Origin of the sequence: Wolbachia endosymbiont of Listronotus oregonensis (assembly GCF_031205055.1) — a bacterium.
In the GTDB taxonomy this organism is placed as follows: domain Bacteria; phylum Pseudomonadota; class Alphaproteobacteria; order Rickettsiales; family Anaplasmataceae; genus Wolbachia.
In genome coordinates this window covers 565555-581159 of the sequence record NZ_CP102118.1, presented here as the reverse complement: position 1 = coordinate 581159, position 15605 = coordinate 565555, and the positions used below count along the sequence as shown (strand labels likewise).

Sequence of the window (15605 nt, the reverse complement as noted above, 5' to 3'; positions counted from 1 at the left end):
AAATGGAGGTTTGACAATGAGTCAGAAAGTAGTAAACAGAACTACCGGTTTGGTAGATTATAAAGAATTAGAAACAAATATCCTGTCGTCTATACGAGAAGGAAGACCGTTGACAGGAAGAGATGGAGCATTAACACCGTTTATAAAAAAGTTGCTGGAGGTAAGCCTGGAAGGTGAAATAGAAAACCACTTGTCGGCTGAAAGCGAAGAGAATAATCGAAGAAATGGGAGGAATGCAAAGACTTTACGTACAAGCGCAGGGTCATTTGAGCTTTTGACGCCAAGAGATAGGGAAGGAAGTTTCGAACCACAAATAGTCAAAAAAAGGCAAACAAACTTACATCCAGAGCTTGAAACGAAGATTTTGAGCACATTTGCCAGTGGTATGGGCTATAGAGATATAGTGTCACATGTTGAGGAAATTTATGATCACAAAATATCGGTGGCAGAGATATCAAGTATTACTGACAAATTGCTACCAGTAATCAACGAATGGCGTAGTCGCCCGCTGCAGTCTGTATATCCGATAGTTTTCATGGTTTTTTAAAGTCAAAGAGGACGGGCATTGCGTAAGTAAATGCATGTATAACATATTAGGCATAGATCAAAATGGCAAAAAAGAAGTATTAGGTTTTTATTTGGCTGAAAGTGAAGGAGCTAACTTCTGGTTGGGAGTGCTAAATGACCTCAAAGAAAGAGGAGTAGAAGATATCCTTATTGCCTGCGTTGATGGGCTGAAAAGCTTTCCTGCAGCTATAAACAGTGTCTTTCCTAATGCGGAAGTGCAGATGTGTATAGTGCATCAGATACGCAACTCACTGAAGTATGTGGCCAGTAAAGATGCGAAGAGTTTTTTGAGCGATTTAAAGAAGGTATATCAAGCTTCAAGCAAGGAAATTGCCGAGAATTATCTGTTGGAATTGGATGAAAAATGGGGCACAAAGTACCCTATGGTTATAAAATCTTGGCAGAATAATTGGGAAAACTTGTCTGGTTATTTTAAGTATTCTGGTCCAGTTAGGAGGATAATCTACACCACCAATCCCATAGAGGGGCTACATAGGCAAATTAGGAAATTCACTAAGACCAAAGGCTCATTTACCAGCATAAATGCCTTGTATAAGCAGGTATATTGTGCTATAAAGAAGGCAGAGGAAAAGTGGACGATGCCTGTACATGATTGGGCATTAACTATCTCTCAACTTGATGTTTTCTTTCCTGGCAGATTGAAAATTGAGTTGAACTAAAAATGCGGTTTGACACAGTTTATTTAACACTCCCAAAATTCCTTAAGCTATTAACTTGATAGCACCATCCATTTTACCCTATAGTACGGCTTGTTGTTTGTTCTGAGTTTGAGACTCTGCTTATTCTTTCACACCAACTCTCTTCTGTTTTTCCATTAGATTGACTCATTGCTTCAGAACGCATCAATTTTCCAGACCTTTCAAAATATCCCTGTTCAATAGCATCGTATACTAAATACCCACCAAATGAGCAATTCTTACCTAATTCTTCTTTACAATTTTTGAACTTTTCCAGTATTTCCTTTTTATTACTCACTTCTACTATTATTTTATCTTGCTTGCCAGGGTATAAATTAACTTCTAATTCCCCTAAACTAGTATAGAAAGTTAACACTATATTGCTATTGTCCGCAAGATCAGTGTAATGCCTTATGCCATTTGCCGTTATAATTTCTACCTCACTTTTACCGATCTTTATTATATCTCTTCCGTATTCTATTTCTCCTTGAGTTAGTCCTAAACTCCTTGCTCCATCTGTAATCTTCGCAACATCTATTTTACTTCTAAGAAACTTCCCATTAGTTATTCCTGTTGAACTAAGATATAACCGAATTCCTGTGCCTTTTTGATTAAATTTTTTACAACTTTCTCTTTGTAACGTGTTTCATAATAATCTATTCCTCTTTCTACATATTCTTGTCCATACTTCAACATACTATAAAAGATACATGCTAATTTCCTTGCCGTAGCAGTAATCGCTTTTGGTGCACCTAGTCGTTTTTTTAACCTTCTACAATATGCACCTATTCCGCTATTGCTTCTTGATACACAGTGAGCAGCCATTCGAAATGCATTCGCGGCACGATTAATGACTTTACGTGTTCTTGTGCTAAACACTTTTTCCCCTGTAATTTTATTAGCAGGGCTTAGCCCCAACCACGAAGTAAAATGCTTTTCTGATCGCCATTTATTATAGTTAATACCAACTTCCGAAATGATAGTTTGTACAGTTAGTATATCCAATCCAGGAATTTTGGTAAAATCTATACCAGTTACTCGATATAATTCTTCATGCAAAGCAAAGTTTGGTTTACTTTTTCTGTGCTTATTTTTCTCTTCACCTAACTTTTTACTCTCATCAGACTTTGTCTCAAATGTTTTATAATATTCTTCAATGCTCCTGTCACATTCTGCTACTTTTTCCTGATAAATATTATATAGCTCAAATTCTTGCTTTAATGTAAATAGGTGTTCTTTTCTATAGTTTCCTGCTAATGCTTTTGCAATAACAGATTTATCACTTTTTATTCGTCCATCTCTTAGTTCAGCCAATTTTTCAGGATTATTCTCACCATCTATTATTGCTTTAATAATTTGCATTCCAGTTACACCAGTTGTATCGCTTATAACTTTATGTAGTTGAATATTCATTTGTGTTAGCGCTTTTTGCATACGCAAAGTATGTGTAGAAGCATTTTCAATTAAATTTTTACGTTGCCGAACATAACTACGCAATACACACATTTGATCATCTGGCCTAAATGACCCTTGGAGTAACCCGTAACTGTGTAGTTGTTGAATCCATTGACAATCTTGCACATCTGATTTTCTCCCAGGTACATTTTTAACATGTTTTGCGTTTACCAGTTTTACTTCAAATCCGTGTGATTCAAGTACTTGAAACAAAGGAATCCAGTACACTCCTGTTGACTCCATGGCTACTGTATTAACTTTACATTTTTTCAACCATTTTGCTATGTTGTAGAGATCTTCCGTAAAGCAGCTAAATTTTTGTATACGTTGTTCATCGCTTCCTTCGGGTACACATACATAATGTACAGCCGAGCCAACATCGATTCCTGCTGCATTAGGATTCGTTATCTCTAATTTACTTTTGAACTTTGCCATTTTTAATCTCCATTATATAATAATCCATAATTGAGAAGTGCTTAAGCTTGGGACGATTGAGTTATACATTCTTCTAATCGAGGTAGCCCAAAAGGCTCCATCAGTGGTTCGACCGTTCCTCCAAAGCCACGCTGTCCTACGGGCACTTAAGGCACCATTGCACAGTTCGGCTATAACTGCAAAAAGCTCTTCTCTACAAAATTATACATAAAATTTGCCATACACTCAGCTAGGAAGTTTCTTTTTGGTTTGACAGGTTTTATCTGTCCGGCGCTGTTCTCAAGTGAATTACTCTTAATCTAGCATAACTAACAACTTAAACGAACAACTATTTTCAGCAAACTAAACAATGCCTGTGATAGGTTCTTAATTTGAAAAGACTCCCCGAATCTAATATGTCATTGCTGTAGGCTGCATTTAGTAATATAATCTCATATTAAATAAGACGTTACTTAAGTTTATGCTAGATTCTCCGCTAATTTTGACAGCCATTCTTATATTTTTCATTTTTACGTTGTCATTCTTTTTTATAAGAAAGATATTTGGGTCAACAAACAAGAAGATAATAAAATCCTTTAGGAAAATTGTTCAGCAAATAAATGCATTAGAAACAGAAATGCAGAGCTTATCTGATGAGGAGCTTGCTGGTAAAACTCAAGAATTCAAACAGGAATTGAAAAATGGGAAAACGTTAAATGATCTTCTCGTACCTGCATTTGCAGTTGTGCGTGAAGCCTCTCGCAGGTTTCTTAACATGAGGCACTTTGATGTTCAGTTGATTGGTGGAATGGTGCTCCATAACGGCATGATATCAGAAATGAAAACAGGAGAGGGAAAGACACTCGTTGCAACTTTAGCTGCATACCTTAATTCTTTAGAAGGGAAAGGCGTGCACGTCGTAACTGTTAACGACTACCTTGCGAAACGAGACACAGAGTGGATGAGCAAATTATATAATTCTCTTGGGGTTTCTGTTGCGTTTATCACGAATAACTTGACAGACGAAGAGAGAAAAGAGGCTTACAGTGCAGATATCGTGTATTCCACAAATAACGAGCTTGCCTTTGATTACCTGCGAGACAATATGAAATTTTCTCAAGAAGACATGGTTCAGAGAGGCTTTCACTACGGAATAGTTGATGAAGTAGACTCAATACTCATTGATGAAGCTCGCACTCCGCTTATTATTTCTGGCCAGATTGAGGAAAACAATCAGATATATAAGCATATCAATAAAATAGTAACCAAATTAGTTGACTCTGATTATGAGGTGGATGAAAAGGGTAGGGCAGTGTTCCTTACTGAAGATGGTATTTCACGAGTGGAAGAACTACTCAGGTCATACAATCTCATTCCTGAAAATTCCTCGCTCTATGATACTGACAGCATGATAATGACTCATTATATAGACCAAGCATTACGTGCACATAAGCTGTTTACTGCTGATAAAGATTATATAGTAAAGGATGGCAAGGTAGTGATTATTGATGAATTTACTGGGCGTATGATGGAGGGCAGGAGATATTCCGATGGTCTTCATCAGGCACTTGAAGCGAAGGAGAATCTTGAAATTCAGCATGAAAACCAAACTTTAGCATCGGTCACATTTCAGAATTACTTTCGTATGTACAATAAACTTTCCGGAATGACTGGAACAGCAGCAACAGAGGCAGAAGAGTTTCGTGATATATACAGACTAAATGTAGTAAAAATTCCAACCAATGTACCTGTAAAAAGAGTTGATATTGATGATGAAATTTATGGCACAGGAAAAGAAAAATTTAATGCTGTGTTGAAGTTTATAGAAGAATGCCACAAACGCCTTCAACCGGTCCTTGTTGGCACGGTAAGCATCGAAAACTCTGAGAAGCTTTCTGCGCTTTTGCAAAGCCATTCTCTTAAGCATTCAGTATTGAATGCTCGTTATCATGAACAAGAGGCGTACATAATAGCACAAGCTGGAGTGCCAGGTAGTATCACTATAGCAACTAACATGGCAGGACGTGGAACTGATATTCAACTCGGTGGAAACGCTGAAATGATTGCAAAGGTAGAGCTAAAGAAGATAAAAAATGCTGATGAAAGAGAAAAAAAATACCAAGAAATAGTCGAAAGAGTAAAAAAAGATAAGGAAATTGCTATAAAAGCTGGTGGTTTATGCGTGGTTGGAACCGAAAGACATGAAAGCAGGAGAATAGATGATCAATTACGCGGCCGTTCTGGTCGTCAGGGGGATCCTGGACTTTTAAGTTCTTTTTATCGCTTGAAGATGACCTAATGAGAATATTTGGTTCTGATAGAATGAGAAGCTTTTTACAAAAAGTAGGGTTAAAGAATAACGAAGCTATTCATCATCCATGGATCAATAAGGCACTTGAGAAGGCGCAGAAGAAAGTTGAAGCTAGAAACTATGATGTGCGGAAGTCTTTGCTTAAGTTTGATGACGTAATCAACAACCAACGTAAAGTTATTTTTAAGCAGAGAAACAATATCTTAGGCAACGAAATTAATGATTTACTTGAAGTATATAGCGAAGTAAATGAGAGCATAGTAGAAGGTATAATCCAAAGTGGCTATTATGAGGATTATATTGAAGATATAGTCAAAGAATTCCATACAAAGTATGGAATAACGCTTGATAAAGAAGATTTAGCAAAGTTTTTAAACAAACAAGAAGCTTTGAATTATATAAATGATAAGATACAAGAATTTTTTACTGAGAAAGAAAAATATTTCAACAGTCAGCACACTACAGATTTGTGGAATACGATCGTGAAGCAAATGATGATAATGACACTTGATCATTTATGGAGGGAACACCTTTCAACTTTAGAAAGCTTAAGACAAAGCATAAGCTTACGTGCCATGGGGCAGAAAGATCCACTGAATGAATTTAAACGCGAAGCTTTCTTGATGTTTGAGTCAATGCTTGAAAAATGGAAGGAACTCACCATTCATCGCTTAGCACACTTTAAGTTGGCAGACAACCAAGAGATAGGCAATAGGTTACATTCTGCTAGAAATAGCAGACTTTCCAAAGTCTCAAGAAACGACAAATGTCCTTGCAACTCCGGAAAGAAATACAAGCACTGCCACGGCGCGGTTACTGTGGTAAATTAGTAACTATGGTTGTACAGTTTGTTTATTTCCATCAACATTACTGCAGCTAACCTCACTTAGCTTACTGTTTAATGAATGCTCTGATGACTTATACGCAACCCCATAGGAAATTCCACCAACGATCAGTGCAGATGCCACAGTAATTCCAACTATTGCTAGTGCAGATAATGCAGTAGCGTAAACGAGTCCTAATGGAACTACAACAGCAGATATAACAACCCCAACGGCTCCTGCTTTTGTAGCTTTAGGCCTATGTATACATGATGGGTCTGCACCATAATTTAGCAGAAGTTCTCTAATTGCATAAAAGTCAATAATAATTTTTTATATCATTAAAAATATTTTCTGACATCAAGCCTGGCTATAGTACAAATTTTATCTGCTATTATATTATCTTACTCAACTACAAATCGCTTTATTGGCAAAAAAACACCTGTACTAAATTTTTAATGACCTTTCTAAATCAATATAGTTAATGAATATGTGGATAAGTACGTCCACACACATTAAAAGTACTTATTCACATATTCATTAAACTCATAAAAATTAAGGTGTCATACTTTCCTCATAATCCTAGTGATTTTACATAAGTTAAAGTAGCATGCTTCCAAAGTTCTCTCCGCGGTCCAATATGGCTAAAACTTTAGTTCGCCAAGCCGCACTATACTTGTTAGGCGGAAGTGGACGGCAACATGTTTCGCACGAAGTCTAAGCTTCACTTTCTGCTCTTGCTTGTCCCTTCCATCGGCATTACTATCTTCACTTTCAATAAAACTATTGTTCTATACTCCTCTTGTTTATTGATAACAAAATTCTGTTTTATCAACCAACATCCTGTGCATAATTACAGCTAATTTTCTCGCTACTGCTACAATTGCTTTTTTCATCCCTTTTTTCTTTGCTAGCTTTAATCCCCAGCTTTTTAACTTAAATTTCTTCTTATTGACTACAAGTAAGACTTGTGCAGCCTCATACAACATACTTCTGCACTCCACTGGTCCCATTTTTGATATACTGCCATGATGATTAACCTCCCCAGAAGCGTACTGCCTTGGTGTCAATCCTATATAGGCTCCAACTGTATAAGATGTTTCAAATCTATATGGATTATCTATTGCAGCTTTAAATGTCATTGCTACTATCATACCAACTCCTGGGGTAGTAGTTAACAATTTGCAATCTTCGTCTTTTTCGCCTTGTCCTGAAAGTATTTTGTCAAGTTTTCTTATTGATTCTTCTATTGTTTCCAAACTACAAACTAATGCTTCTATTGAACTCCTACTGATTTCATCCAAATTATTCATTGCATCTTGTATTCTTAAGGCAAAAATTTCAAATTTTGCTCCTTTACCGAGCTTTATTCCATATATCTTCAATAATCCTCTTATTGTTCCAATGATTTGCTGCTTGTTGCATATTAACTGCCTTCTGCTTCCAAGCGCTACCTTAATTTTGCAAGATTCGTCTGATTTTACCAATACTTCTTTGTATAACCCAGCTCTCATCATTTGTGCTATACCTCTTGCATCATTTTTATCATTCTTATTGATCCTTGCAGATAATGCTGCTGCCATATGTCTTGCATCTACACAAATTACTGGTAATCCAAAATTCCTTAATTCTTTGCACATTGATATTGATAGCTGTCCACTTTCTATCCCTATCACTTCATATTCTTTGTCTTGGCCAAGCAAGCACTTAGCTATTGCATCACTCTCACTTGCAACAACTTCTTCTTTAATAATTTTTCCTTTCTCATCAACGATACTGATAAAAGTTTCTTTGAGTGAGACATCTAATCCGCTATAATATTTCATGAGACTACTCCTACTATAAAAGTTTAAATTATTTTTGAAGAACTTATTCTACTGAATTTGTTACTTCGCGCCAAAATAATGGAGTATGTCTCTCCATTATTCAACAGCAATTACAGTATGTTTTGCCATTTCTGGATATTTACTATGCCAAGCACAACTCAAAGGGGTATATCTATTTTTATTTTGTAGATTGATATTAGCTCCATTTTTTAGTAGAAGTTTCACTGTCTTTATATGCCCGTGCTCAGCAGCATAATGCAAAGGAGTTCTTCCACCTTCATCTTGTAGATTGATATTAGCTCCATTTTTTAGTAGAAGTTTCACTGTCTTTATATGCCCGTGCTCAGCAGCATAATGCAAAGGAGTTCTTTCACCTTCATCTTGTAGATTGATATTAGCTCCATTTTTTAGTAGAAGTTTCACTGTCTTTGTATGCCCGTGTTTGGCAGCATAATGCAAAGGAGTCCCTTTATCTTCATCTTGTGCATTAACGCCTGCTCCTTCTTCTAGCAAAACTTCTACTACTTGTGTATGCCCATGCTGAGCAGAATAATGTAAGGAGGTTTTTTCCCATTCATCTTGTACATTAACATTAGCTCCGTTTTTTGTTAAGTATCTTACTACTTTTTCATAGCCATTTTCAGCTGCTATAAGTAATAAATTGCACTTGAGTATTATAAACGTGTAATTTATATCAAATTCGCTTTTTTTCCACTCATCATATATAAGTTGATTTTCCTGCTGCAGCTTATCTTTAATTCTATCAATTAAATTTTCCTTACTCAGATCTGGACTACTGTTGACTTCTTGTAGTATTAACCTTAATGTCATTTCCTTCTCCAAGATATAAAATTTTATTATGGCATATGAAGTGGATTATGTCAATGAAGAACTAAGAAACTGGTTCTTCTTTTTTCTATAGCTTTAGGTTTACCTACAATTTGAAAAACAACAAATTCGTCATTCCGCCGCAGTATCTCTAGATCCCGCTAACACGTAGCGGGATGACGAGTTACTTAACGTCATACCGTGATTTATTCACGGTATCTCAACCGCTAACAAAGCGGGATGACAGCAATCCTACGTCATACCGCCGCGGTATCTCTAGATCCCGCTGCGGGATGACTAGACTTTTTGATTTACTCCCACTCAATGGTTGCTGGTGGTTTAGAAGTTAAGTCATAGACAACTCTATTTACTCCGGAAACGTTATTAACAATTATACTGCCAACATTCTGTAAAAAGTCCCAAAACACTAGCGAATGCTGATCCTTATCTTCAAATGGAAATGCATCAGCCGTCATACCATCGGACGATGTTACAGCCCTTAAAGCACAAACATATCCGTATGTACGACCATCTCCCATGACGCCTACAGTTTTTATTGGTAATAATACAGCAAAAGCTTGCCATATCTTATCGTATAGATCGTAATTTTTCATCGTATTAATATATATTTCATCTACTTCTTGCAATATTCGCACCTTTTCTTCATCGACTTCACTTATAATCCTCACTGCAAGTCCGGGTCCAGGAAATGGATGTTGAAATATTATCTCGTCTGAAAGCCCAATTTCTTTTCCAAGTAGCCTTACCTCATCTTTAAAGAGGTAGCGTAAAGGCTCTACTAGCTTCAGGTTCATCTTTTCTGGCAACCCACCAACATTATGGTGAGACTTAATTGTACTAGTGTTGTCTGAGGCATGCCCTGACTCAACTACATCAGAGTAGATGGTACCTTGCATCAAAAAATCCACATCACCTATTTTTTTTGCTTCTTCTTCAAACACTTCAATGAAAGCGTTACCGATAATTTTTCGCTTTTTTTCTGGATCAGTTATTCCCTTTAACCTACTCAAAAATAAATTTGATTTATCAACGTAGTTTATCGGAATTTCTTTCAACATAGCAATGGTCTGGTTCTTGCGTAACAACCCAGTATCGATAAAAATACAGTTCAATTGTTTTCCTATAGCTTTATGTGTGAGAGCCGCTGCAACACTTGAATCAACCCCACCACTTACTGCAGCGATTACTTTTTTCTCTCCTACTACATTTTTGATTTTTTCCTTCTGCTTTTCAATAAACGATTTCATTGTCCAGTCTCTCTCGCAATTTGCAATATCCAAGAAGTTAGAGAGCAATTTACTGCCATTTGTTGTGGGCCTCACTTCAGGATGGAACTGAGTACAGTAAATCTTCCGCTGTTCGTTGACAATTATTGCAATTGTTTGATTTATCACACCTGATGCGATAACAGTAAATCCCTGTGGTATAGTATCAACACTGTCCGCATGGTTCATTAATACATCCACTTCAGAATTAACATCCCAGGTATCCTTTATAATGGGGGATTCTTTTAGTATCTTGATTTTAGTTCTGCCAAACTCCTGTTTGAAACTCTCTTTTACTTTTGCTCCAAAATAATGACAAATGAGTTGCTGTCCATAGCATATTCCAAGTATAGGAACGTTTGTTGCCTTATTAAGTTTTATAATTTCATGTACTACTCTACTTGTTTCAGAACAATCATCATTTACAGATTGTGGTCCTCCAGAGAGAATAAACCCATTGAATTTTGATATTGTTTCAAAACTGATGTTGCTTGGAAATATTTCGCAATACACACCCATTTCCCTGACTTGTCTTGCGATAAGCTGTGTAAATTGTGAACCAAAATCAATAATGGCAATTGCTGACAATTTGCTCCTCCATATTATTTAAAAGTGATATCTGATAATAAAGAAAATAAAGAAGTAAGTAAACTAAGACCTCTTAAAAGCTTTGATGTATGACTTAAACGTTAGCTATGATTTATTTTGAGTTGACAGAAACTTTGCACGGCGGTGACTCAGAGTCCTCAGTTTTTCTTTGGGGTCAAGGCATACTTTAAAAAAATCCCAACCGTTGCAACTTTTACCGGTAATTCTTGTGCCAGCCGTAGAAGGAGCACTATATTCTTCCCCATTGTAAATAAACTTTCCCTCATTACTGACTGTAACTTCATACATTTTCTTTTTATATTCTCCAACAAGTGTTCTACCTATAAAAAGAGCTTTAATAACTTTTTGATTTTGCGTTAAGCCATCATCATCAACTTGCACAATTTCTTTAGGTTTATCTATTTTGAGCTCATTTAGTGGCTCATTACCCACCATATTGTTTAATACTTTATTTATTATATATGTTACTGCCTCATCTTTGACTTCTTCTACCCTTTTATCTACATATTTTTCTACTTCACTACGCACATGCCTTTTCAAACTTTCAAGCAAATCCTGTAAGTCGAGTAAAGTTAATTCAGATGTTTCCATAAAAACCCCCAGTTTTATTATCACGTATCAATAATACATCTAGTATACTTAAAATATCTTTAAGAAAGGCGACTCTGACCCTCAGGTAGCTAATGTTAACTACCGATATCGTACGTGAACCAAAATCAATGATGGCAATTGCTGACAACTTACCCCTCCATATTATTTAAAGCAATATCTGATAATAAAGAAAATCATGGGGCAAGTAAACTATAGCTAAAGTGGCTTAGGTTTACCTACAATTTGAAAAACAACAAATTCGTTATTCCGCTACTTGTTAGCGCCGCGGCGGTATGACGTAGGGAAACCTTCTTGGGTTAGCTATATCTGTTTTGCCACTCTGCTGAACGGATACTTTGAAAGTAGATCTATTATAGAATTGATATGAGCCTTATTTTACCCTAATCGTTTATAACCTTTGGCACTACGAAATACCCATGCTCAGGTTTTGTATTGGACAATATCTCTTCTTTAATGTTTTGAGAATTTATAACATCATCGCGTACATGAATGTCCTTGTCTATACTGCCATAACGCATAGGAGAAACACCTTCAGTATTAACTTGTAATAAAGTATCATGTATCCAATCCAGCATTGTCAGTTCTTTGGAGTAGTGATCAATCTCGTCATTTGATAACTTAATCCTTACAAGCTGTGCAATTTTAAGCATTTCTTCCTTGGTAATTGTTATTTTTCTCTTATTTGCAAATTCTATTAGTGAAGTAATAACGTCTTCTGTTGACTTAGCTGGCATCTTTACCTCCTTGGATGAAGTGAGTTAAAATATCTACGACCGAAACAACTTCTATTTTACCAGTTTTTTCAAGTTTGTGAAGTATAGTATCCGTAATCACTAATTTATCTAAAGAAGAGGAAGAAATTTTTTCAACTGCACTTCCTGAAAGCACGCCATGTGTGATGCATGAAATTACGGACTTTGCTCCGCAATTTTTTAAAGCAAGGGCTGCATTACACAATGTTCCACCAGAGTCAACTATATCATCAACAATGACACAATTTTTATTCGCAACTTCTCCTATTATGTTCATTACTTGAGATGTGCCTGCTTTCTCCCTATATTTATCTACTACAATAATCTTATCACTTAACCCTATCTTGTACTTTTCCTCTAAAGTCTTTGCAAAAGCACGTGCTCTGCCAATTGCTCCAACATCAGGTGCAACAATTGCCAAATTTTCCGTGTGTATACAGTCAACAAATGCTTCAAAGCAGTTCAAATTAGTTATCGGTACATCAAAGAATCCTTCAATTTGACTTGAGTGCAAATCAATCACTGCAACACTACTTGCACCTGCAGTTTGAATAAGATTTGCAACTAATTTGGCATTTAAAGCAGATTGCATATCATTGTTCTTGATAATTCTATCTTGTCTGCTATATCCATAATAAGGAATAATTACTACTATCCTTTTGGCTCCTAATCTATTTACTGCATCAATTATAAGCAGAAGCTCCATAAGGTTATCATTCACAGGGGGAGAAAGAGATTGTACTATGTATACTTCTTGATTATATAGATCATTTGCTACTTCTACATTTACCTCGCCATCGGTAAACTTTGATATCCAAGCAGAGGATGGTTGAACATCTAGCCGGTTAACTACTGATTCCCCTAATTCTTTACTAGCATTACCTATTATTATCTTCATAATATACCAATTGAGCTTGTAAGATTATACAGAAATTATGAAATAATTGAAATGTAAGTTTCTTTATCTAGCATTCTTGTCGGCAAATTAGGTACCTCTTGTACAATGACCTGTCATTTTCACGCATTGTTTCAATATACAGACCCAAATTGAAACAACTATACAAAATCCTGCTTATGTTTCAAGATAAATGACTTTAATGAAATATAATTTACCTTACCACTTCGTTTTGATTCTCCAGTTCAACATAGGATAAATTACTCATACATTCTCCTAGTATTTCCTCCTTTTTATCATTATCTAGTCCACTGCTAAACCCCTGACACTTTTTCTCAAGAGCTAAGCGTGTAGCTATCTTACTGTTTCAGACGATAATTCCGGCAACTCATTACGAATCTTTTCCTGCTCTTCCTCAGAGAAATTGCCAAGGTTTTCCCTGGCCATTTCAGAAAATTTTTGAGTAATCGTTTCTTTTATCATTCCACCAACTTCCTGTTTATTTAGTGTAATAACTACCGATGGATGCAAGCCAGATAAAGACTCAACCATTTTATTGTATGTTCCACCTGAAGTAAGTAAAATAGCGAGGTTTAAATGGCATTAAGATCAAAATTATTGGATGAAAAAGTGGTTCACTAATAATGAGAATTGGTATTAGCTATAGAAAACTTGTATAGATTTTTTCTACTTCTGTGATATCATAAGCCTGTAATGATAAAATAAGCAAATATGGATAAGTCAGCGTATGAGATCATAGAACATGAGTATGATGTGGTAGTAGTGGGTGCAGGTGGAGCAGGGCTCAGAGCAACGCTTGGGATGGCTGCAACTAATTTTTCAGTTGCCTGCATTTCTAAAATTTTCCCTACACGAAGTCATACAGTTGCAGCACAAGGCGGAATTAGTGCAGCTTTAGGTAATATTGGTGAAGACGATTGGCGCTGGCATGCATATGACACAATAAAAGGTTCAGACTGGCTTGGTGATCAAGATGCAATAGAATATATGTGTAAAAACGCTGCTAAAGCTGTTATTGAACTTGAAAATTTTGGCGTACCTTTTTCTCGTACAGAAGATGGCAAAATATACCAGCGCTCTTTTGGTGGAATGACAACTCACTTTGGTAAAGGAAAATCAGCGCAGCGCACTTGTGCAGCGGCAGATAAAACTGGGCACGCAATCCTTCACACTCTATATCAGCAGTGTCTTAAATTCAACGCTGAATTTTTTGTTGAATACTTTGTGATTGATTTAATTATGGATAGCGAAACCGGAGCATGCTGCGGAGTTCTTGCTTGGTCGCTATGCGACGGCACATTACATAGATTTCGCGCACATTCGGTGGTGCTAGCAACAGGTGGATATGGACGTGTTTATTTCTCTGCAACAAGTGCGCATACCTGCACAGGTGATGGTAATGGCATGGTGGTGAGAGCTGGGTTACCACTTGAAGATATGGAATTTGTACAATTTCATCCAACAGGAATATATGGCTCAGGGTGCTTGATGACAGAAGGGTGCCGTGGAGAAGGGGGGTACCTCGTTAATTCTCAGGGCGAAAAGTTTATGGAACGTTACGCACCAAAAGCAAAAGATTTAGCTTCCCGTGATGTGGTAAGTCGTGCAATAACAATTGAAATTAGAGAGGGAAGGGGAGTTGGACCGAAAAAAGATCACATGTATTTAACTATAGCGCATCTTGATCCGGAAGTAATAAAACTCAGATTGCCGGGCATCAGCGAAACCGCAAGAACTTTTGCTGGAGTTGATGTCACTAAAGATCCAATACCTGTTATTCCAACTGTTCACTACAACATGGGCGGCATTCCAACCAATTATCATGGAGAAGTGATCACGCTGAAGCAAGGTAAGGAAGAAGTGGTAGATGGACTATTTGCAATTGGAGAAGCTGCATGTGTCTCTGTGCACGGTGCAAATCGACTTGGTTCTAACTCACTTCTTGATCTTGTGGTTTTTGGTAGAGCTGCAGCGCTCAGAGCAAAAGAGAAACTAAAATCCGGTACACCACATAAAAAATTGAGCTCAGATTGTACAGATTGGATAATAGATAGGTTTAATAAAATGCGATTTGCTTCTGGGAAGCTCAAAGTAGCAAAAATACGCAGCGAAATGCAGAACACTATGCAAAAGTACGCATCAGTGTTCCGTGTTGCTGAAGTTTTAGAAGAAGGTAAAAAAGCTATAAAAAAGGTAGCAAAAATGATGCCTGATGTTTCACTTGAGGATCGCAGTATGATATGGAACAGTGATTTAGTTGAAGCACTGGAGCTTGCTAACATGATCCCACAAGCGGTTATTACCATGGAATGCGCAGCCAATCGAGAGGAGAGTAGAGGTGCTCATGCTCGTGAAGATTTTCCTGAGCGTGATGATAAAAACTGGATGAAACACACCATAGCGTGGCTTGAAGAAAAGAAAGGTCAAATTAACGTAAAAATTGATTATAAAAAAGTGGCTGAAAAAACTCTGAGCGATGAAATTGACTTCATCGCTCCGGAAAGAGGGTA

Annotated in this window: 10 protein-coding genes and 3 pseudogenes; 3 read left to right on the top strand and 10 right to left on the bottom strand. The window is 36.7% G+C overall.

All coding sequences use genetic code 11. The annotated features are described in order from the left end of the window. The first annotated feature begins 16 nt into the window (after positions 1-16). Positions 17-1247 (top strand): annotated as a pseudogene (locus NMD99_RS02915) (IS256-like element ISWpi15 family transposase). Positions 1248-1320: 73 nt separating this feature from the next. On the opposite strand, the gene NMD99_RS02910 reads toward NMD99_RS02915, so the two are convergent. Both NMD99_RS02910 and NMD99_RS02905 read right to left on the bottom strand, forming a co-directional pair. Next, positions 1321-1641 (bottom strand): hypothetical protein, encoded by a 321-nt coding sequence (locus NMD99_RS02910; RefSeq protein ID WP_309166737.1) that lies wholly within the window; start codon positions 1639-1641, stop codon positions 1321-1323. Between the two features lie 188 nt (positions 1642-1829). Further along, the gene (locus NMD99_RS02905; protein ID WP_309165749.1) at positions 1830-3155 is read right to left on the bottom strand and encodes an IS110 family RNA-guided transposase; all 1326 of its coding nucleotides are present in this window, start codon (positions 3153-3155) and stop codon (positions 1830-1832) included. 460 nt (positions 3156-3615) lie between these two features. Between NMD99_RS02905 and secA the strand changes: the two are divergent. Beyond that, a pseudogene (gene secA / locus NMD99_RS02900) lies at positions 3616-6275 on the top strand (preprotein translocase subunit SecA). 3 nt (positions 6276-6278) lie between these two features. Here secA and NMD99_RS02895 read toward each other — a convergent pair. The 8 genes from NMD99_RS02895 to NMD99_RS02860 all read right to left on the bottom strand — a co-directional run bounded on the left by NMD99_RS02895 (position 6279) and on the right by NMD99_RS02860 (position 13626). Continuing rightward, positions 6279-6413: a hypothetical protein gene (locus tag NMD99_RS02895; RefSeq protein WP_272897552.1), complete on the bottom strand. Its 135-nt coding sequence runs from the start codon at positions 6411-6413 to the stop codon at positions 6279-6281. 659 nt (positions 6414-7072) lie between these two features. Next, entirely contained in the window at positions 7073-8092 is a 1020-nt protein-coding gene (locus tag NMD99_RS02890) for an IS110 family RNA-guided transposase (protein WP_309165827.1), read from the bottom strand. 96 nt (positions 8093-8188) lie between these two features. Beyond that, a complete protein-coding gene (locus NMD99_RS02885; protein WP_309166733.1) occupies positions 8189-8923 on the bottom strand; it encodes an ankyrin repeat domain-containing protein in 735 nt (244 codons plus the stop codon). A gap of 308 nt (positions 8924-9231) precedes the next feature. Beyond that, the gene (gene guaA, locus NMD99_RS02880; protein ID WP_253309400.1) at positions 9232-10794 is read right to left on the bottom strand and encodes a glutamine-hydrolyzing GMP synthase; all 1563 of its coding nucleotides are present in this window, start codon (positions 10792-10794) and stop codon (positions 9232-9234) included. A 105-nt stretch (positions 10795-10899) separates the two neighbouring features. Continuing rightward, positions 10900-11406 carry a DUF2924 domain-containing protein gene (locus NMD99_RS02875; RefSeq protein WP_253309401.1) on the bottom strand — a complete coding sequence of 169 codons (507 nt, stop codon included), beginning with the start codon at positions 11404-11406 and terminating at the stop codon, positions 10900-10902. Between the two features lie 401 nt (positions 11407-11807). Then, positions 11808-12161: an Asp-tRNA(Asn)/Glu-tRNA(Gln) amidotransferase subunit GatC gene (gatC, locus tag NMD99_RS02870; RefSeq protein WP_065094978.1), complete on the bottom strand. Its 354-nt coding sequence runs from the start codon at positions 12159-12161 to the stop codon at positions 11808-11810. Then, a complete protein-coding gene (locus tag NMD99_RS02865; protein WP_253309402.1) occupies positions 12151-13077 on the bottom strand; it encodes a ribose-phosphate diphosphokinase in 927 nt (308 codons plus the stop codon). The genes gatC and NMD99_RS02865 overlap by 11 nt, the downstream gene beginning before the upstream one ends. Positions 13078-13428: 351 nt before the next feature. Next, the gene (locus NMD99_RS02860; protein ID WP_264688305.1) at positions 13429-13626 is read right to left on the bottom strand and encodes a hypothetical protein; all 198 of its coding nucleotides are present in this window, start codon (positions 13624-13626) and stop codon (positions 13429-13431) included. 180 nt (positions 13627-13806) lie between these two features. Here NMD99_RS02860 and sdhA point away from each other — a divergent pair. After that, positions 13807-15600, top strand: a pseudogene (gene sdhA / locus NMD99_RS02855) (succinate dehydrogenase flavoprotein subunit); the annotation flags it as partial. Positions 15601-15605: the final 5 nt, after the last annotated feature.